Consider the following 18840-nt stretch of genomic DNA (forward strand, 5'->3'; position numbering starts at 1 on the left):
GCGGCACGAGGCAAGAAGCGGATGAGCAAAGCTTCGCTCGACGGCAAAGCGATTGCGCTCGATGACGCCTTTAAGCAGGCGGCGAGCATTTTGAGCGGCGCCAAATTTCCCCTCGTCGCGGGGCTGGGCGCCGACGTCCCGGGCGCCCGCGCGGCGATCCTTCTGGCGGAGCGGCTGCGCGGGGCCTTCGACCATCTCGCTTCGCGTGATTCCCTCGTCGATCTCGACGTGAAGCGCTCCTTCGGCATGTTCACCACGACCGCGAATGAAGCGCGCGTGCGCGCCGATGTCGTGATTCTTGTCGGCCCCGGCCTCACGAAGCAGTGGCCCGGCATGCTGGAGCGTCTTGCGCTGGATCAGGCCCCCCGGCACGGAACCCATGCCGGCCAGCCGCGCAAGGTGATCTGGATCGGTCCCGACGCTAGCGAAGCCGGCGCCGTCCCCGGCGCCAAGGTCGTTCCGGCGAGCTTGCAGGAAATCCCCGGCGTTCTCGCTGTATGGCGCGCCCGCGTCGGCGGCCGCCGCGTCAATCCGGAGAAAATCGACGCCGCCAAGCTCGAACTCGTGGACGGGGTCGCCGACACGCTCAGAAACGCCAAATTCGGCTGCTTCGTCTGGGCGTCCGCCATCGGTCTGGACGCGCTGACCGTCGAGATGATGCAGGCGCTCGTCACCGACCTCAACGTCACCACGCGCTTCACCGGCCTGCATATCGGCGGTCGCAGCGGCGCCTCGGGCGTCACGCAGGTCGCCGGCTGGATGACGGGCTTTCCGCCGCGCACGGGCTTCGGTCGCGGCTATCCCGAGCATGATCCGTGGCGCTTCGAGGCGTCGCGCCTCGTCGACAGCGGCGAGGCGGACGCGGCTCTTTGGATTTCAGCCTTTGACGGCGAGGCGCCGTCCTGGTCGCGGAGCGATATTCCGCTGATCACGCTGGCCCCGGCCGGCGCCGCGCCGTCGCGCGGGCTTTATATCGAAGTCGGCCAGCCCGGCGTCACCCATGACGCCGTGCTCATGGCCCAGGAGACGGGCGGACTGACGCTGCGCGCGGCCACGGCGCCGTCCGACGCGCCGACGGTCGCGCAAGTCATCGACGCCATCATGGCGAATGTTTCGGAGGTCGCGCCTTGCTGACAGTTTTGCGTGGCGGCCATGTCGTCGATCCGGCGACGGGCAAGGACAGCGTCGGCGACGTCTGGTTCGAGGACGGCCGCATCGTCGCGCCGCCGGCCGGCGGCAAGGCCGATCAGGAGATCGACGTCTCCGGCCATGTCGTGATGGCGGGCGCGATCGACATTCACTCCCACATCGCCGGCGGCAATGTGAACACGGCGCGCCTGCTGCTCCCCGAGCTGCATCGCGGCATTCGCGCGCGCCTCGCCAATACGCCGCTCTCGACGGCCAAATGGTCGACCTATGAGACCGGCCGTCTCTACGCGCAGATGGGCTTCACGACGGTCGTCGAACCGGCGATGGCGCCGCATCATTCGTTGCAGACGCATTACGAACTCAACGACGTGCCGATCATCGACAAGGGCGCGCTGACGGTTCTCGGCAATGACGATTTCCTGCTGCGCCAGATCCGCGCCGGCGAGTCAGAGAGCGCGATCAACGACTATGTCGCGCAGACGGTGAGCGGCACGCGCTCGCTGGGCCTCAAATGCATCAATCCGGGCGGCTGCGAGGCCTTCAAGGAGAATATGCGCGCCTTCGGGCTCGACGACGAGGTGCCTTTCTACGGCACGACCTCGCGCCAGATTTTCCAGACGCTGCAGAAGGCGACGCAGGCGGTGGGCATCCATCACCCGCTGCATCTGCACATGAACAATCTGGGCATCGCCGGAAATATCGACACGGCGCTCGCGACGATCGACGCGTCGCAGGGCCTGCCGCTGCATCTCGCCCATATCCAGTTCTACGCTTACGGCAAGGAAGGAAAGAACGCCTTCTCGTCGGCCGCGGCGGCTTTCGCCGAGAAGATCAACGCCAATCCGAACGTCACGGTCGACGTCGGGCAGGTGATGTTCTCGCAGACGGTGACGATCTCCTCCGACGTGCTGAAGCAGTTCAACAGCATGCCGGGCGCCAGCCCGAAGAAGGGCGCGATCTTCGACGGCGACGCCAATGGCGGCGGCATCGTGCCTTACGCCTACAAGGTCTCAAACTACTATAACGCGATCCAGTGGGCGGCGGGTCTGGAGCTGTTCCTGCTCATCAAGAACCCGGAGCAGGTCTTCTTCACCACCGACCATCCGAATGGCGGCCCGTTCACGGCCTATCCGGAGCTCTTCGCGCTGCTGATGAGCGCGGAGCTGCGCGAGGAGATGCTGTCGCGCCTGCCGGCCGAGGTGCTGGAGCACACGACGCTGCCCTCGCTCAAGCGCGAATATAATTATTACGAGATCGCGCAGATGAGCCGCTCCGGCGCCGCGAAGCTCTTCGGCTTCAAGGACCGCGGAACGCTCGAGCCGGGCTCGATCGCCGACATCGCGGTCTATAAGAAGAATCGCGACGTCGCCGGCATGTTCCGCAAGGCGGCTTACGTCTACAAGGACGGCGAGCTTGTCGTGAAGGATGGCGAGGTCTCGCATTACAAGCGCGGCAAGACGCTGCATATCAGCCCGCGCTACGACGCCAACATCAACAAGCGTCTCGACGCCTATTACGAGGAGCTTTACGGCCTGCCGCGCGGCATTTTCGACGTGCCCGACGCCGCTCTGCCGAACAAGGACGCCTTTGCGGAGGTTGCATGCAAGGAATAGTTCGCAACGGCGTGCGCATCGACGAGAGTTTCGCCGAAGCGTTTCCCATGGCCGCGACGGGGCTGATCGTCACGGCGCCGACCCGCAAATGGGCCAATCAGGCCGCCGCGACGGCGACGGGTTACGCGACGTCGGTCATCGGCTGCGATTGCGAGGCCGGCGTCGACTGTGAGCTGTCGGAGGAGGAGACGCCCGACGGGCGCCCCGGCGTACGGCTGCTCTTCTTCGCTTTCTCGACGAAGGGCGCGGAAAAGGCGCTCGTCAACCGCGTTGGCCAGTGCATCCTCACCTGCCCCGGCACCGCGCTTTACTCCGCCTTCGACGGCGACGTGAAGATCAAGGTCGGCGACTCCATGCGCCAGTTCGGCGACAAATGGCAGATGTCGAAGGCGATCGACGGGCGTCGCTTCTGGCGCGTTCCGGTGATGGACGGCGAGTTCTTCGTCGAGAGCCAGGTCGGCGTGCTGAAAAAATGCGTGGGCGGCGGCAATCTGCTCATTATGGGCGCCGATTGGGAGTCCACGATGCGCGCGACCGAGGTGGGCGTCGAGGCGATCAACGCCGTGCCGGATGCGATCATGCCGTTCCCGGGCGGCATTGTGCGATCGGGCTCCAAGGTCGGCTCGCAATATAAGGGCATGAGCGCCTCGACCAACGACGCCTATTGCCCGACGCTGAAGGGCGTGACCAAGACGGCGCTCGAGGACGATATCGGCTGCACGCTCGAGATCGTCATTGACGGCCTCACCGACGAGGCGGTGCGCGTCGCCATGCGGGCGGGCCTCAAGGCCATCATCGATATGGGGCCCGAGAAAGGCGCCAAGCGCGTCGGCGCCGGCAATTACGGCGGCAAACTCGGCCCGTTCCACTATCATCTGAAGGATTTGCTGCCGTGAGTTCCTTCACTCTCACGCTCCGTCAGGAGCCGCCGCAGCGCGTCGACCTTTCCGCGCTCACGCCCGACCGCCTCGCCGGCAAGTCCGTTGCAGACATCGAGAAGATCGAGATCGGCGCGACCCGCGCCTCGACCAGGGTCGGCGACGTTTTCAAGGTCGCGGCGGGCGATCTCAAGACGCTGCGATATGAGGGCGGCTCGTCTCGTTTCGACCTCGTCGGGGCGAAGCTGCTGCCCGAGTTCTCGATCCATGTCGAAGGCGATGTCGGACTGCAGGTCGGGCGTCTGGCCAAAGGCGGCAGGATCACGGTGTCCGGCAGCGCCGGCGCCTATGCGGCTTCAGGCAATGAAGGCGCGCATATCGAGATCAAGGGCGACGTCGGCGAGATGCTCGCGGCGCCGCTCGCGGGCGAACTCGGCGGCATGTCGGGCGGTCGCGTGGTCGTGCGCGGCAAGGCCGGCGCGCGGGCGGGCGACCGGCTGCGTCGCGGCATCCTGATCATCGAAGGGGATGCTGGCGAGGATTTGGGCTCCCGCATCATCGCGGGCACCGTCATCGTCCTCGGCGAGACGGCCGGACGCGTCGGCTATCTCAACAGGCGCGGTTCGCTCGTGCTGGCCAAGCGTAAGGATTTCGGCCCCACTTATATGGATTGTGGTCCGCATATCCTTGCTTTCGCGGGCTTTTTCGCTCGCGGCCTGAAAGCAGACAGCGCCGCCGCCTCGGCGCTTCTCACCGGCAAGTTGCAGCGCTTTGGCGGCGACACGGCGGTCTATGGCAAGGGCGAGATATTGACGCCCGCCTGACCGGCATTACCCTTGCTTCATATCAAACGCCGCCGGACAGAGCGATCTGGCGCGTTCTCTCGTCGATCTGGCTTCGCCTGATCGGAGAACGCGCTGGCGGCGTTCATGCAAGGGGTGTCGCCATGAATTTCGTGGAATTGATCCTCACGGTCTGCACGCTCGCCCAGCCGGCCGCCTGCGACGAGCGCAAGCTCATGCTCGAATCCGCCACCGGCTCCACGGGGAACTGCATGATGCAGGCCATGCCGTATATCGCCCAATGGTCGGGTGAGCATCCCAATGTGCAGGTGACTCGCTGGCGCTGCGTCCCGCCCGGAGCGGAGGGGGACAAGATTTAACTCGCGGAGTTCTTCCCGCTCACATCTTCCCGCAGCGTCAGCAGCGCGGCGCGAGGCGCTCATATTGTCATCTCTTTGTCGGACGCGCGCCCGCTCCCATATTCCCCATATTGTCATCTGATCGGGGGCGCCGCGAAGTCATGCAGAGGGAACCGCCGCCTTTCGTCGCGCCGTACGCGCCGCCGGACGAGGCGTTCGCGGCGGCGTTCCTCGCCGGGCGCCCCGACCCGGACGCCCGCGCCGACATCGACGCAAAAGCGCGCGCCCTCATTCGCGGCATGCGCGCGCAGCACAGCGCACTGGGCGGCGTCGAAGATTTCCTGCATGAATTCTCGCTCTCCTCGCGCGAGGGCCTCGCCGTCATGGCGCTGGCGGAATCGCTGTTGCGCGTGCCGGACGATGCGACGGCCGATCAACTGATCGTCGACAAGCTGACGGCCGGCGACTTTTCCCATCACGAAGCGGCGTCCGATACGCTGCTGGTTCAGGCCTGCGCCTACGCGCTCGGTCTATCCGCGCGCCTTGTCGGGCAGGGAGAGCCGCGCGGCCTCGTCGCCGATCTCGCGCGGCGCCTCGGCCTGCCGACCTTGCGCGTCGCCGCGCGCCAGGCCATGCGGCTCATGGGCGCGCATTTTGTTTTCGGCGAGACGATCGGCGACGCGCTGGCGCGCGCAAATGGGGCGAGCGAGCGTTTCTCCTTCGACATGCTGGGAGAGGGCGCGCGCAGCGCGGCGGACGCGGCGCGTTATTTCAACGCATATGCGAACGCCATAGGCGCGATCGGCGAACAGGCGAGCGACAGGCCGCCGCCCGATCGCCCCGGAATATCCGTGAAGCTTTCGGCGCTGCATCCGCGCTACGAGGCGATTTCGCGCGAGCGCGTCTTGAAGGAGCTGCCGCCGCGCGTGCTGGAGCTGGCGCGGCTTGCGAAAGACCGCGATCTCGTCTTCACGATCGACGCGGAGGAAGCGGACCGGCTCGAACTTTCGCTCGACGTGATCGCGCGCGTCGTCGCCGATCCGTCGCTCGCCGGCTGGGACGGGTTCGGCCTCGCCGTGCAGGCTTATCAGAAGCGCGCGAGCGCGGTGATCGATTACGCCGCCGCGCTCGCCGACGCCCATGATCGCCGCTTCATGCTGCGGCTCGTCAAAGGCGCTTATTGGGACAGCGAGATCAAGCGCGCGCAGGAGCGAGGGCTCGCCGATTATCCGGTCTTCACGCGCAAAGCGATGACCGATCTCAATTACGACGCCTGCGCCGCGACGCTCCTCGCGCAACCGCGCATCTATCCGCAATTCGCTACGCATAACGCCCGCAGCGTCGCTGAAATTCTCATGCGCGCCGGCGCGGACCAAGACTTTGAATTCCAGCGCCTGCACGGCATGGGCGAGGCGCTTTACGCCGCGCTCGCCGAGACGAGCGACGCTCCCGTGCGCGTCTATGCGCCGGTGGGTCCGCATCGCGATCTGCTCGCCTATCTCGTGCGAAGGCTCATCGAAAATGGCGCGAATTCCTCCTTCGTCGCGCGCGCCGCCGATCCGCAGACGCCGGAGGACTTGCTCGTCGCGGATCCGCATGAGGCCCTTCGCGACGGCGCCCGTCATTCGCGGCTGGCGAAGCCCTCGCAAATCTACGCGCCTCTCCGCGCCAACTCGCAAGGCGTCGAATTCGGCGACAGGCGCGCGCTCGCGGCGCTGCTCGAGGAAATGGACGCAGCGCGCGAGCCGAGCGAAGCAGAGCCGAGCGCGGCCACGAAAAGCGCCCCAAGAGACGCGGCGTCGCCTATCGACGGGGCGAGGGTCGGCCGCGTGATCGAGGCGGACGCCGATAATGTGCGCACGATGATGGCGGCGGCGTCGGCGGCTTTCCCGCGCTGGAACGCGACGCCTGTCGCGACGCGCGCGCAAATCGTCGAAAGCGCCGCCGGCCTCCTCGAAGCGCGGCGCGGCGCCTTCATCCCGCTGCTGCAAAGCGAAGGCGGCAAGACGCTCGACGACGCGCTCGCGGAGCTGCGCGAGGCGGCCGATATGTGCCGCTATTATGCGGGGCAGGCGCGGGCGATCTGTTGCGAGCACAGGCTCCCCGGCCCTACCGGGGAGGACAATCGCCTTCGATATGACGGGCGCGGCGTCTTCGTCTGCATTTCGCCATGGAATTTCCCGCTCGCGATTTTTCTCGGGCAGGTCGCCGCCGCGCTCGTCGCGGGAAACGCCGTCGTCGCCAAGCCGGCCGAGCAGACGCCGCTCATCGCCGCGAAGGCGGTCGCGTTGCTTCATGAAGCCGGCGTCCCGCGCGACGTTCTGCAATTCGCGCCGGGCGCCGGCGACGTCGGCGCCGCTCTGGTCGCCGATTCGCGCGTCGCGGGCGTCGTCTTTACCGGTTCGGCGGAGGTCGCACAGAAAATCAACCGCTCTCTCGCCGCCCGCGAAGGCGCAATCGCGCCTCTCATCGCGGAGACCGGTGGGATCAACGCGATGATCGTCGACTCCACGGCGCTGATCGAACAGGTCGTCGACGACGTTCTCGCTTCCGCCTTCCGCTCGGCGGGTCAGCGTTGCTCGGCCCTGCGGCTGCTTTGCCTGCAGGAGGATATCGCCGCGGGCGCCATCGAGACGCTGATCGGCGCGACAAAGGAATTGCGCATCGGCGATCCGCGCGAACTCGGCGTGCATGTCGGGCCTGTCATCGACGATGAGGCCAAGCAGCGTCTCGACGCTTACATAGCGGAACAGAAATCCCTCGGCCGCGTGATTTACGAAGGCGAGGCGCCGACGAGCGGGACCTATGTCGCGCCGCATATCATACGGCTCGGCCGCGTCTCCGATTTGAGGCAGGAGGTTTTCGGTCCGGCGCTGCACGTCACAAGCTGGCGCGCGGAAGAATTCGATGCGCTTCTCCGCGAGGTGGAGGCCTCCGGTTTCGGCCTCACCTTCGGGCTGCAAACGCGCATCGAGGAGCGTATTCGTTTCGTCGCGGCGCGCGGGCCGGCCGGCAATGTCTATGTCAATCGCAACATGATCGGCGCCGTTGTCGGCAGCCAGCCCTTTGGCGGCTTCGGCCTGAGCGGCACGGGGCCGAAGGCGGGCGGACCGGATTATCTGCGGCGCTTCGTCCGCGAGACGACGGTAACCATCAATGTCGCGTCCTTCGGAGGCGACGCCGCGCTCCTCTCGCTCGGGGAATAGGCGCGACATTTTGGCTCTGCGGCGGAGCTTGAAGCGGGCAGGGGCGCTGCCGATTTTCTTTGGCGCAAGGAGATCTGCGAGCGTCGTCCGAAGGCGTCGGCGCGCGCAGTCGACATTATGGAGGCGGACATGACCGAAGAGCGGACACCTGCGAAAAGAGATGGCGGCGGCGCGCTGGTTCCTCCCGATATTTGGGACTGGCGGCCTTTCGAGGCGTTGCGCCGTCAGCTCGATCGCTTCTTCGACGAGGCGCCGGTACAGAGGCGCTCGGGCGATTTCGAACCGTTCGAGCGCTTTATGGGTTGGCAGGGGACGCCGCCTGTCGATTTCGTGGAGCGCGACAACGAATATGAAGTCACCGCCGAGCTTCCCGGCCTCGATCAGAAGGATGTGGAGGTGAAGGTCGCCAATGGCGCGCTCGTCGTCCATGGCGAGAAGAAGATGGAGCGCGAGGAGAACAAGGAAGGCATGTTCTTCTCCGAGCGCCGGTATGGATCGTTCAAACGCAGCTTCAGGCTGCCGGAAAACGCCGACATCGACAAGATCGCGGCGCATTTCGAGAAGGGCGTGCTGAAAATCACCCTGCCGAAAACGGCGCAGACCGTGACCCAGGAAAAGAAGATCGACATCGCCGTCAAATGAGGCGCCGCCATTAAATGCTGTTCGCACAGCATATGGACTTTGCAAATTCTGAAGGGCGCGCAATAATTTCGCGCCCTTTTTACGCAGGCTGGCACAGGGATTCAGATTATGAAGGTTGAGGACTTCCTCGCCCACGCAATTCAGCTCGAATCCGAGGCGGCGATGCGGTTCGGCCAGCTTGCCGACGTTATGACGACGAATGGCAATGCGCAGGTCGGAAAGCTTTTCCGCCGCTTGTCCGATTATTCGCGCCTTCATCTTTCCGACGCCAGGGCGCGTTCGGGATTTCGCGAATTGCCTGAGCTGCGCCCCGAGGATTTTGTGTGGCCAGATCTCGAGAGCCCGGAAAGCGCGGCGATTTGGGGCGCGGACCCCTTTATCGGCCGCGAGGAGGCGCTCACCATCGCGCTGCAGGCGGAGCTTGCGGGACTTGATTATTATCAGTCCGTCCATGACGCCACCGACGATCCCGAGACGAAAATTCTCGCCAAGGAATTTGTCGAGGAGGAGCGCGATCATGTTTCGGAATTGCGCAAATGGATCGCGGCGCACAAGGCCGGCGAGAAGCTGCCGAGCGAGCCGTAGTCAGCGGAGCATATGACGGAGCGCCTCGTAGAGGCTGACGTCCACCGCGATCAGCATGACGCCGATAAGCGCGGCCTGCGCGATATATTTGTAACTGTAGCCTCGGCGCGCCTGCATCTTCGCTCCCTCCGCGAAGGCGGGAGGTAGAGGGCAGGGACCTGGCGGCAAGATGCGGTGACGCGTTTGGCGTCGGGCGCGCGACGCCGCGCGCGATTTCCAGCGTCATGCCCGGAGCGCGTGTCGCGACCGGGAATCCTCAAAAGCGGCGATCTCTCGCTCTCTATCGAAGTCCCGATCGGGCGCGCGGCTCGTCGGGAATGACAGCGGACCACATTCCGTCCAGCTTATCCCGCCCGCGCTTCTCTCACCGGCTTGCGCATCATGCGCGGCAGCACGAGATGCGGCAGCACGCCTTCGCGGATAACCGCCCGGCGAAGCGGTCCCAAGGTCGCGACGGCGATGAAGCTCGCGCCGCGGAAGAGGTCGACCGGCAGATAGGGGATGATGAGGGAGCGGTTGAGCACGTCCACGCCATGGGTGCGGAAGCCGATGTCGGCGCGCCGATGGCGGTCGTAGCGAATGAGCGCGCGCTCGAGTTCGCGGGAATTGCGCAGATCGACGCTCGCGAGACAATCCTCCAGATCGGCGACGTCGCGCAGGCTGAGATTGAGGCCCTGCGCGCCGATCGGCGGGAAGATGTGACAGGTCTCGCCGACGAGCGCGAGGCGTCCCTTGGCGTGCTGCGACACCTGCATGCCGCCCATGCGGAACTGGCCGATGTCGCTTTCGATCTTCATCGCGCCGAATTCGGACTTGGCGTAGTCCTCGATTTCATATTCCAGCTCTTCGCGCGGCTTGGCGAGGCGGCGGCGAGCGTCCGCGACGCTCATCAGCCAGACGAGGCTGGAGCGGTGCGGGGCGTCCTCGCGCGGGGGCAGCGGGACAAGGGTGAAGGGGCCCGAGCGCGTGTGCCACTCGGTGGATATGTTGTCGTGCGGGAATTCGTGGCGCAGCATCATGGTCAGCGCCACTTGCGGATAGGTCCATTCTTTCACGTCGATGCCGGCGACGGCGCGCGCGCGGCTGTTGCGGCCGTCGGCGGCGACGATGAAATCGGCCTCGATCCGGCGGCCGTCGGCGAGGATCGCGGCGGCCCCCGCGCCGTTCAGTTCGTAATCGACGATATCCGCCTCGATCAGCTCGATCTCCGGCTTGCTGCGGACGAGGTCGAGCAGCACGCCAACGAGTTCGTCATTGGAGATGTTCACGCCGAGCGCGGGCAGATCGACCTCGCTCGCGCGCAAGGTGAGCTCCGGGACGGGGAAGAGCTGATCCGTGTCGTCGATCATATGGATCGCCTCCACGGGGCAGGCGAGCGCCTTCACCCGGTCCAGCGCGCCAAGCGCGCCAAGGAAACGGACGGACGCCTCGAAGAGAGCGACCGTGCGGCCGGGAAGCGGCGGCGGAATGCGGCCGACAAGCGCCGTCTTGAGGCCCGAGCGCGCGAAGGCGAGCGCGGCGGCGAGGCCGGTCGAGCCGGCGCCGGCCACAAGAATGTCGGTCTTCGTCGTCGCGCCGCCCGGCGCGGAAAACTCGGTCATAGCGGAACTCCTGATCTTGCGGCTGTTATAGCGGCCCGCATCCTCAAGGGCGAGGGTCGCGGGGGCGCGATTTTGCCGCGCGCAGTCGCAGCCCGGCCGGCGGGTTCCAGGGCGCGGCGCGCAGCCTGTCATAGCTTCGTCCGCTTCGACGATTATGCGCGCGGTCGAACGGCATGCTAATCGGTTCCATATTATCGAACGGCGATTTGCCTTCGTTGCGGCGAGTGGAGGTTTCGAATGGTCAAGGCGATTCGCGTGCACCGGCCCGGCGGCCCCGAGGCCTTGCAGCTCGAGGAAGTCGAACTGGCCTCTCCCGGGCCCGGCGAGGTGCAAATCCGCCATCGGGCCATCGGCGTGAATTTCATCGACATCTATCGCCGCACGGGAGCCTATCCGGCCGAATATCCCTTCATTCCCGGCCATGAAGGCGCGGGGCAGATCGTCGCCGTCGGCGAGGACGTGAAGGATTTCGAGGAGGGCGACCGGGTCGCCTATGTCGGCGCGCTCGGCGGCTATAGCGAGGCGCGCAATATCTCCGCCGCCTCAGTGATCCATCTGCCGAAGTCGCTGAGCTATGAGCAGGGCGCGGTGACCATGCTGAAGGGTCTGACCGCGCAATATCTCCTGCGCCGGACCTTCCGGGTGAAAAAGGGCCACCGCGTTCTGGTCCATGCCGGGGCGGGCGGCGTCGGCCAGCTTCTCTGTCAATGGGCCAACGCGCTCGGCGCCAAGGTCATCGCGACGGGGGGCTCGCCGGAGAAAGCGGAGATCGCCGCAAAGGCGGGCGCGCACCATACGATTCTCTACCGCACGGAAAATTTCGCCGAGCGCGTCAAGGAGATCACCAAGGGACGGCTCTGCGACGTCGTTTATGACGGCGTGGGGCGGGCCACCTTCCCGGCCTCGCTCGATTGTCTCGCCCCGCTCGGCATGTTCGTCAGCTTCGGCTCGGCCTCCGGGCCCATCGAGGCGTTCGACCTTGGCCTCCTCTCGCAGAAGGGCTCCCTTTTCGCGACGCGCCCGTCGCTTTTTACCTATATCGCCAAGCGTCGGGATTATGAGGACATGGCCGAGGACATGTTCCACGCGGTGAAGCGCGGCAACCTGACGATTGCCCCGCCGGAAGCCTTTCCGCTCGCCGACGCCGCCAAGGTGCATGCGGCGCTCGAATCGCGCCAGACGACCGGCGCCATGGTCCTGATTCCCTGATTTGGGGGCGGGGAGGCTGCGCCGGGCTACAATTCGCGCGTGTGTTGTTTTTCCGCCACGGCCGGCGCCGCCCGGAATCAGGGCTGCGTTCAACTGTTTGAAAAGCTGAGACTCCGGCCTTTGGCCAGCCGACGCCGGCGTCTCGAAATCAAGGCCTTGACGCGCGTCAAAACGGGATTCTCCCCTTTGGATGGCGGCTGCGGCGAAAAATGCGCGAGCATTTTTCCCAAAATGGGCTATTCTCGAATCGTTCCGGCTTTGAGGTTCCTCCCGCCTCTCGATTAGCCCGAGCTGCCTTGGAGACCCGGCCTCGACGCCGGGTTTTTTTCTGGCGGCCCCAGGACGACGGCTCCCTTTCATGTTGCAATCCGTGACGAAGAGTCCCATCCTTTGGGTGCGGCCGAAGCCATGGCCGTGAAGCATGAGGGTTGCAACGCTGTCGACAAGTGTTCATCCGGGGGCGGAGACCCGTTCCCAGCCGAAGATCGGCGCCAACGCGTCGCTTTCTGGCTCGATCGTGCATAACGTCCTCAACGCGCTGGACGATTCCAAAGCCGAGGACGTCATTTCCATCGATCTGCGCGGCAAGACCGCCCTCGCCGATGAAATGATCATCGCGACAGGGCGCTCCACCGTTCATGTCGGGGCCATCGCCGACAAGGCGATCCGGGCGCTGAAAGACGCTGGCGTCACCGCCCGCGTCGAGGGTCTGCCCCAGTGCGACTGGGTGCTGATCGACGCCGGCGACGTCATCATCCACGTCTTCCGTCCCGAGGTGCGTCAGTTCTACAACCTCGAAAAGATGTGGGGCGGCGACCGTCCGGTCGAGATGCGGCTGGTTTAAGCCAAGAGACCGGCGGTCTTGCGGCTTGGGATCATTTGCGTGGGCCGGCTGAAGGCCGGTCCCGAGCGTGAAATCTACGCGCGTTACGCCGAGCGCATCGCGGCGCTGAGACGTATCGGGCTCGACGGGCTCGACCTCAAGGAAATCGACGAGAGCAAAGCGAAAAGTCCGGCCGAGCGCATGGCGCGCGAGGGCGAGGAGATGCTGTCGCTGCTGCCTTCCGATTCGGCCCTCATCGTCTTCGACGAGCGGGGCAAGGCGGCGGACAGCGCGGCTTTTGCAGGCTTTATCGGCCGGGAGCGCGACGCCGGGCGCAAGGCCGCGTGGTTCGCGATCGGCGGCTCGGAGGGACTGGACGCCGTCGTCCGGGCGCGGGCCACGGCCGTGTTCTCCTTCGGCGCGATGACGCTGCCGCATCAGCTCGTGCGCATATTGGCGGCCGAGCAGATTTATCGGGCGATGACCATTCTGTCAGGCCATCCTTACCACCGCGCCTGACGTTCCGGCGTCGCTCGTCAGCCCGAGAGCTTCTGCGTCCGGCGACGACGCTCCCCAATACAAGGTCATGCTTGCGACGCTCGTCCGCCGTTGCCGGAGGGCAATGAAAAAGCGGCCTGTCCGGGTGCGTTGGACAGGCCGCCACTTCCCCTCAAATCCCCGCCCTGAAACGAGAAAAGCCTAATCTCGCCACAAGTTCCGGCCAAGCGTAGCCGTCATGGCGAACCATGTTCGAATCAAACTAAGAGCGGGCGTTGCATTGCGGCCACAGTGCGGCGGGGAGCGATCATGGCGGCCCGGCGCGCGGGGGGCCCACCCGCCGGGCCTGGCCGCTCGAAACGGGCAGAGAATCGAGCGGCTTGAACTTGACCATAATCGCCGGCGACGAAACGACAAGCTGTTCGGGATATGAGCCGGAGAAAAATTGGAGGTCGGATGAGGCGCGCCGCGAGAGGCTTATCTATCGTTCTTATCGGCATGCTTTTAAGCCCGCCCGTCTCGGGGGAGGAAAAGAGCGGCGGCGGTCCGAACGCCAGCGAAAAGGGATGGATCGCCGCTTGTCTCAAGGACAATGGCGACGAGGCGACCGCCTTCTCGGCCTGCGTCGGCAAAGTGACCGGAGCCTGTCTCGGCCTCGAGGATGCGCCAAAATCCATCAAGTCTTCGGACAAGAACGGCCATCCGCGAAGCTGTGCGCCGGTCGAGGGAAGGATTTGGGACGACGATCTGAATCGATGGTACGGCGACGCCGTCAAAGTCGTCCCGGCGGAGGCGAAGGATAAGCTTCGCGACGCTTAGCGGGCGTGGATCGCCTATCGCGCGGCGAAATGCGAGGTCGAAAGCGCATTGCATCCGGCGCCGCTCGGGGAAGATAATCGCGCTTATTGCCTGATGGAGGAGACGGCGCGGCGCGCGCTGCAATTGCGCGCCATCGCGACGGACAGCTACTAATCGGGGTGCGGCTTGAGCAGATTCCCTTTCACGATTCTTTCCTTCAGCGCGCTGCTCGCTTTCTTTTCCGGCGCCTGGGCGAAAACGCGGCCGCCCACGCCGCCGGCCGACGCGCCCGCCGCCGCGGCGGCCAATGCGCAGCCGGGTCCCCGTCATGTGCCGCCGCGCGTCATTCCCGTCCCCGGCGACGTGAGCAAGCAGTTGCAGGCCTTCATCCGCATGCCCTATCCGCCGGGCGTGTTATCGCCGCCGCCCAAAACGGCTGCGGAATGGGGGGCGCTCAACAAGCGCTTCGCGGCGGAATGGACCGCGCCGCTCGCGGATTTGCGCAAGCAGTTGCATGTCTCGGTCGAGGCGACGGAGATCGCCGGCGTCAAAGCCTATCTCGTGACGCCGCGCGACCTTCGCCCGGAAAACGTCAATCGCATGCTTCTGCACCTGCATGGCGGCGGTTACGTCTTCGGGGGCGGAGAAGCGGCGACCAGTGAAGCGATCATGATGGCCGGCATCGGCGGCTATCGCGTCATTTCCGTCGACTACCGCATGCCGCCCGACTTCCCGTTTCCGGCCGGGCTCGACGATGCGCTGACCGTCTGGCGATCGATCGCGCAGACGATCGATCCGAGGAACATGGCTGTGTTCGGGTCGTCGGCGGGCGGCGGGCTGGCGCTGGCAATGGCGCTGAAGGCGAAGGACGAAGGACTGCCGCTTCCGGCGGCCGTGTCCGCCGGGACGCCCTGGTCGGATCTCGACAAGATCGGCGACAGCTATTTCGCCAATGAATATGTCGACAACATGCTTGTCGCCTGGGACGGCTGGCTGGGGGGCGCGGCGCGGCTTTACGCAAACGGCCACGACCTCAAGAACCCCTATCTCTCGCCGGTCTATGGAAACTACAAAAATTTCCCGCCGACGATCCTGACGACCGGCACGCGCGATCTGTTTCTGTCCAACACCGTCCGCGTTCATCGCGCGCTGCGCCGTGCGGGGGCCGAGGCGGATCTCAATGTCTATGAGGGCATGAGCCACGCGCAATATGCGGGGCCGGGCATGCCGGAAGCGCGGGAGGTTTTCGAGGATATTGCGCGTTTTTTCGACGCGCGGCTGGGCAGGTGAATGAGCGGGCTTCAGCCGTAGAACCAGCCGACCATCGCCGCGCCGATGAAAAACAGAACGAAGCCAATGGCGATTATTTTCCAGAGACCTTCCGGCATGCGGACACCCTATGCTCAGCAAAACGGCCCGTCGCTACATCCGCGCTCGGGCCGCTTCTCAAGGCGACGCCTCAATCGCCGCCTCGAGCTAAGATAGGAGCCGCTGGGCCTGGCGACAAGGGAGCGCCCGCTCGCCTCTCCGGGTCGTTGTCCGCTTCACCGGCGCTTTCCCGGGGCGACTGCGATCAATCGCGCGCCACGGACCGGATTTCCTGGGTCGGTTTCTCCGATTGCGCGACGTCGACCGGGACGGCGGCCGTCTTGGCCGGACGATGGGCGAGATCCGTGTGGCGTTTGGCCGGGCCGCCGACGCTCGTCGCGAAGCCCAGAGCAAGGAAGCCGATCCAGAACGCGGCCGGCACGAGTTTCGAATTGGCAAGCGTCATGTCTTCCTCCCGGCGCTTCCTGCGTTTTTGCGCTTATTAGACTTTCTCAAGAACTGCCTGCCGAAAAGCGCCAGAGAGGCGCTTGCTTGTGGCGCCAATTAAAAGTTTCTTGACAAAAGCGTGTCCGGCCCTGGTCGCGCGCTTTCCCTATGCCACTTAAGTCTGTGGCGCCAGATTAGGATGGGGACGTGGATCTATGAGGTTGCGAAAGACGGCCGTAATCGTCATGTAAGGCAGCCGCCGATCAAATTTCTGCGCGGAAACCGTAACAATGACGAGCACGGCTTCAATCGTTCGTCCAACGCCCGTGGTCCGGAGCGGCCACGCGCAATTGTCGATCATCTTGAAGGAATCTGAAAAGTCGACGCTGCAGACGCAGATTTTCGACCAGATCCGCACCATGATCCTGAATGGGCAGCTGCGCGGGGACGATCCGTTGCCGACGACGCGCGAATTGAGCGCGCAGCTCGGCGTCTCGCGCAATACGGCCGTGCTCGCCTATGAGCGGTTGATCGCCGAGGGCTACATCCGCACCAAGCCTTATGTCGGCACCTTCGTCTCGCCCGATCTGCCGGACACCGCCTTTCTCTCGACGGCCGCGGAGCGCCCCGCGGCGGCGCCGCTCGCCAATCAGCCCTCGCCCGAGGGCGAAACGCTGAAAAGCTTGCGCACGCATCGGCTGGCGACGATGGATCGCCGCCGGCTCGCGGCTGATTTCTGGGTCGGCCGCCCCGATTGGCGCAGCTTTCCGCTCAAGGCGTGGTCGCACCACATCAAGGCGCGGCTGAAATCGGCCGGCACGCGATTGACGAGCTACAACGACCCCGCCGGCCTCCTCGAGCTTCGCCAGGCGCTCGCCAAGCATCTCGCGCCCGCGCGCGGCGTCGTCTGCGACGCCGAGCAGATCATCATTGTCGGCGGCTGCCAGGACGGCTTCAATCTTGTCGGACGTCTGCTGGTTTCGCCGGGTTCGACCGCCGTGGTCGAGTCGCCGTGCTATCAGGGCGCGGCCTTCGTGCTCGAAAGCCTCGGCGCCAAGCTCCATCCCGTGCCGATCGACCGCGACGGTCTCGACGTGACGAAGCTTCCGCATGAGAAGGGAGCGGTCGCCTATGTCACGCCGTCACATCAATATCCGATCGGCGTGACGATGAGCCTGCAACGGCGAATCGAGCTTCTGTCCTGGGCGACGCAATATGACGCCTACATCATGGAAGACGACTATGACAGCGACTTCCGCTTCGTCGGCTCGCCCCTCACCGCCCTGAAGGGTTTGGACCGCAACGAGCGCGTCATCTATCTCGGCACCTTTTCCAAATGCATGGGGCCGGGTCTGCGTCTCGGCTATGTCGTCGCCCCGCCGCGGCTCGTGGAAAGCTTCCGCCGGATGAAGATGCTCATGAACAACGGCCAGAGCTGGCTGGAGCAGGCGGCCATGGCGGATTTCATGGCGAGCGGCGAGTTCGGCCGCCATCTGCGCCGCATCAGGCAGCTCTATCGCGAGCGGCGCGACGCGCTGCTCGGCGCGCTCCACAAGCATTTCGGCGAATGCGAGATTTACGGCGAGCAGGCCGGCATGCATCTCGTTTGGAAGCTGCCGGAAGGTTTCCCGACCGCGGCGGAGGTCGAGGCGAAGGGCCTGGCGGCGGGCGTCGGCGTGTGTTCGCTCGCGACGGGTTCGGCGTTGCGGTTCGGGACGAATGATGATGGCGACCGGTTGCTGATGCTCGGCTTCGTCGCGCTGACCGAGAAAGAGATCGAGGACGGCATCGCCCGGCTCGCCGGCGCGCTGAAGGGGTGAGCGCGCCCTCTCTCTGCGTGACGTGGAGAGGCGACGCGCGCGTTTACTTCAGCCGGTAAACCCACCAGCCCTTGTGCTGATAGACGAGTTCGAAACGCGCCAATTGCGCCGGGTTCGACGTCGAAAACGGCAGGAGTTTCGCAATGAGCGCGTCGGCGTCGCCGCCGCGCTCGAAATAATGCAAACGCACCGCGCCGCGGATGGGCTCCGCCGCAAAGGGGCCCTCGATCTTGTTGTCGCGCATCCACTGCAGGGCGGATTTGATGACGCCGTGCGAGATGCCGGACGACGGGAAATCCTTATAAGCGATCGAGACGCGCCCGGGCCGTGCGGCGGCCGCTTTCCAGACGTCTGATATATGCACGGCGACAAAGGCGGGCTTGTCGCCCGCGAGTTTCGCCAAGGCGTCGGCGCCCTGCGCTTCGTTGGAAAGCAGGGCGTCGATAAAGCGGCTGAAGCTTTCATGCGACGGCGCCTCCGCGCCTGCTCCCCAGCGCGCGCGCTCTATATTTCCGGCTTCTGTCCAGGATGGCGGAATGAGCAGGCCCGCAGCTTCGCTATCGTCGAGCGGCGCGTTGCGCTTCGCCGCGATACGGATGGCGCGAGACAAATCCCACCATGCGAGAATCGCGGCGTCGTCAGGGACATGCTCGCGCATGGCGGTGAGCACTTTGGCGATGTCGGAGGCCGCAACGTCCGGGAACAGGATCGATTCGGTGACATCGTTCCGCCAGACAAGCGGCGCGAGACGCACGCCGTCTTTCGCGACAAGGCCGGTCGCGAGGGGGCGACGTTCTTCGGGGCTCTTGATCTCGACGCGCTGCAATGATTCTCGCGCGAGGCCGAGGCTCGCGAGTTCCTTCGCCTCGTCGTCAGCTGCGGGCGTAATGGCGAGCGCGTAATGCGAGACGGGCGCCAGCGTCGAATAGCCGGCCCAGCCAAGGAGGGCGAGGCCGCTGGCGACGAGGCCGGCGCCGATGATCTTTTTCATATCGGACATTTCCGCGATTGCGAGCATCTATTCGAAGTCGGGTATACCCGACTTCGCAGAATGGCGAAGCAATCCAGGAGCAGGCGTCGCGGCTCTGGATTGCTTCGTCGCATTCGCTCCTCGCAATGACG

General features: G+C 65.2%; 18 protein-coding genes. 15 read left to right on the forward strand and 3 right to left on the reverse strand.

What is annotated here, in order from left to right; all coding sequences use genetic code 11:
* Window positions 1–21: 21 nt before the first annotated feature.
* From MMG94_RS00780 to MMG94_RS00815, 8 genes are all read left to right on the forward strand, one after another.
* On the forward strand, window positions 22–1134 hold the full coding sequence (locus tag MMG94_RS00780; protein WP_016919510.1) for a molybdopterin-binding domain-containing protein: 1113 nt from the start codon (window positions 22–24) through the stop codon (window positions 1132–1134).
* The gene (locus tag MMG94_RS00785) at window positions 1128–2762 is read left to right on the forward strand and encodes a formylmethanofuran dehydrogenase subunit A (RefSeq protein WP_016919509.1); all 1635 of its coding nucleotides are present in this window, start codon (window positions 1128–1130) and stop codon (window positions 2760–2762) included. The genes MMG94_RS00780 and MMG94_RS00785 overlap by 7 nt, the downstream gene beginning before the upstream one ends.
* Window positions 2750–3658, forward strand: a complete 909-nt coding sequence (gene fhcD, locus MMG94_RS00790; RefSeq protein WP_026016173.1) for a formylmethanofuran--tetrahydromethanopterin N-formyltransferase — start codon at window positions 2750–2752, stop codon at window positions 3656–3658. Before MMG94_RS00785 ends, fhcD begins: the two co-directional genes overlap by 13 nt.
* Window positions 3655–4464, forward strand: a complete 810-nt coding sequence (locus MMG94_RS00795; protein ID WP_016919507.1) for a formylmethanofuran dehydrogenase subunit C — start codon at window positions 3655–3657, stop codon at window positions 4462–4464. The genes fhcD and MMG94_RS00795 overlap by 4 nt, the downstream gene beginning before the upstream one ends.
* A 122-nt stretch (window positions 4465–4586) precedes the next feature.
* Complete coding sequence (locus MMG94_RS00800) at window positions 4587–4802, forward strand: hypothetical protein (protein ID WP_016919506.1); 216 nt, start codon at window positions 4587–4589, stop codon at window positions 4800–4802.
* A 140-nt stretch (window positions 4803–4942) separates the two neighbouring features.
* The gene (gene putA, locus MMG94_RS00805; RefSeq protein ID WP_016919505.1) at window positions 4943–7987 is read left to right on the forward strand and encodes a bifunctional proline dehydrogenase/L-glutamate gamma-semialdehyde dehydrogenase PutA; all 3045 of its coding nucleotides are present in this window, start codon (window positions 4943–4945) and stop codon (window positions 7985–7987) included.
* A gap of 129 nt (window positions 7988–8116) precedes the next feature.
* Window positions 8117–8629 (forward strand): Hsp20/alpha crystallin family protein, encoded by a 513-nt coding sequence (locus MMG94_RS00810; protein ID WP_026016172.1) that lies wholly within the window; start codon window positions 8117–8119, stop codon window positions 8627–8629.
* A 105-nt stretch (window positions 8630–8734) separates the two neighbouring features.
* Entirely contained in the window at window positions 8735–9214 is a 480-nt protein-coding gene (locus MMG94_RS00815; protein ID WP_085985244.1) for a ferritin-like domain-containing protein, read from the forward strand.
* Window positions 9215–9558: 344 nt separating this feature from the next.
* Here MMG94_RS00815 and MMG94_RS00820 read toward each other — a convergent pair whose 3' ends face one another.
* Window positions 9559–10815, reverse strand: coding sequence for an FAD-dependent monooxygenase (locus MMG94_RS00820; RefSeq protein WP_020372433.1), 1257 nt, complete (start codon window positions 10813–10815; stop codon window positions 9559–9561).
* Window positions 10816–11052: 237 nt separating this feature from the next.
* Here MMG94_RS00820 and MMG94_RS00825 point away from each other — a divergent pair, with 237 nt between their 5' ends.
* From MMG94_RS00825 to MMG94_RS00845, 6 genes are all read left to right on the forward strand, one after another.
* Entirely contained in the window at window positions 11053–12024 is a 972-nt protein-coding gene (locus tag MMG94_RS00825) for a quinone oxidoreductase family protein (protein ID WP_016919500.1), read from the forward strand.
* A gap of 421 nt (window positions 12025–12445) precedes the next feature.
* A complete protein-coding gene (gene rsfS, locus MMG94_RS00830) occupies window positions 12446–12868 on the forward strand; it encodes a ribosome silencing factor (RefSeq protein ID WP_016919498.1) in 423 nt (140 codons plus the stop codon).
* 18 nt (window positions 12869–12886) lie between these two features.
* Window positions 12887–13366, forward strand: a complete 480-nt coding sequence (gene rlmH, locus MMG94_RS00835) for a 23S rRNA (pseudouridine(1915)-N(3))-methyltransferase RlmH (protein WP_016919497.1) — start codon at window positions 12887–12889, stop codon at window positions 13364–13366.
* Between the two features lie 435 nt (window positions 13367–13801).
* Window positions 13802–14164 (forward strand): hypothetical protein, encoded by a 363-nt coding sequence (locus MMG94_RS00840; RefSeq protein ID WP_154420115.1) that lies wholly within the window; start codon window positions 13802–13804, stop codon window positions 14162–14164.
* 48 nt (window positions 14165–14212) lie between these two features.
* The gene (locus MMG94_RS22010) at window positions 14213–14317 is read left to right on the forward strand and encodes a hypothetical protein (RefSeq protein WP_016919495.1); all 105 of its coding nucleotides are present in this window, start codon (window positions 14213–14215) and stop codon (window positions 14315–14317) included.
* 12 nt (window positions 14318–14329) lie between these two features.
* The gene (locus MMG94_RS00845) at window positions 14330–15433 is read left to right on the forward strand and encodes an alpha/beta hydrolase (RefSeq protein WP_016919494.1); all 1104 of its coding nucleotides are present in this window, start codon (window positions 14330–14332) and stop codon (window positions 15431–15433) included.
* Window positions 15434–15716: 283 nt separating this feature from the next.
* Here MMG94_RS00845 and MMG94_RS00850 read toward each other — a convergent pair whose 3' ends face one another.
* A complete protein-coding gene (locus MMG94_RS00850; protein ID WP_016919493.1) occupies window positions 15717–15917 on the reverse strand; it encodes a hypothetical protein in 201 nt (66 codons plus the stop codon).
* Between the two features lie 271 nt (window positions 15918–16188).
* Here MMG94_RS00850 and pdxR point away from each other — a divergent pair, with 271 nt between their 5' ends.
* The gene (gene pdxR / locus MMG94_RS00855; RefSeq protein ID WP_016919492.1) at window positions 16189–17718 is read left to right on the forward strand and encodes a MocR-like pyridoxine biosynthesis transcription factor PdxR; all 1530 of its coding nucleotides are present in this window, start codon (window positions 16189–16191) and stop codon (window positions 17716–17718) included.
* 43 nt (window positions 17719–17761) lie between these two features.
* Here pdxR and haoB read toward each other — a convergent pair whose 3' ends face one another.
* Window positions 17762–18709, reverse strand: a complete 948-nt coding sequence (haoB, locus tag MMG94_RS00860) for a hydroxylamine oxidation protein HaoB (RefSeq protein WP_244415289.1) — start codon at window positions 18707–18709, stop codon at window positions 17762–17764.
* Window positions 18710–18840: the final 131 nt, after the last annotated feature.

Origin of the sequence: Methylocystis parvus OBBP, from assembly GCF_027571405.1 — a bacterium.
GTDB classification, from domain to species: domain Bacteria; phylum Pseudomonadota; class Alphaproteobacteria; order Rhizobiales; family Beijerinckiaceae; genus Methylocystis; species Methylocystis parva.

Excerpts from the sequence above, each read along its gene's own strand:
- MMG94_RS00780 (WP_016919510.1), top strand. The coding sequence starts at position 22 with ATGAGCAAAGCTTCGCTCGACGGCAAAGCGATTGCGCTCGATGACGCC.
- fhcD (WP_026016173.1), top strand. The coding sequence starts at position 2,750 with ATGCAAGGAATAGTTCGCAACGGCGTGCGCATCGACGAGAGTTTCGCC.
- MMG94_RS00800 (WP_016919506.1), top strand. The coding sequence starts at position 4,587 with ATGAATTTCGTGGAATTGATCCTCACGGTCTGCACGCTCGCCCAGCCG.
- putA (WP_016919505.1), top strand. The coding sequence starts at position 4,943 with ATGCAGAGGGAACCGCCGCCTTTCGTCGCGCCGTACGCGCCGCCGGAC.
- MMG94_RS00810 (WP_026016172.1), top strand. The coding sequence starts at position 8,117 with ATGACCGAAGAGCGGACACCTGCGAAAAGAGATGGCGGCGGCGCGCTG.
- MMG94_RS00820 (WP_020372433.1), bottom strand. The coding sequence starts at position 10,815 with ATGACCGAGTTTTCCGCGCCGGGCGGCGCGACGACGAAGACCGACATT.
- MMG94_RS00825 (WP_016919500.1), top strand. The coding sequence starts at position 11,053 with ATGGTCAAGGCGATTCGCGTGCACCGGCCCGGCGGCCCCGAGGCCTTG.
- rsfS (WP_016919498.1), top strand. The coding sequence starts at position 12,446 with ATGAGGGTTGCAACGCTGTCGACAAGTGTTCATCCGGGGGCGGAGACC.
- MMG94_RS00840 (WP_154420115.1), top strand. The coding sequence starts at position 13,802 with ATGAGGCGCGCCGCGAGAGGCTTATCTATCGTTCTTATCGGCATGCTT.
- MMG94_RS00850 (WP_016919493.1), bottom strand. The coding sequence starts at position 15,917 with ATGACGCTTGCCAATTCGAAACTCGTGCCGGCCGCGTTCTGGATCGGC.
- pdxR (WP_016919492.1), top strand. The coding sequence starts at position 16,189 with ATGACGAGCACGGCTTCAATCGTTCGTCCAACGCCCGTGGTCCGGAGC.
- haoB (WP_244415289.1), bottom strand. The coding sequence starts at position 18,709 with ATGAAAAAGATCATCGGCGCCGGCCTCGTCGCCAGCGGCCTCGCCCTC.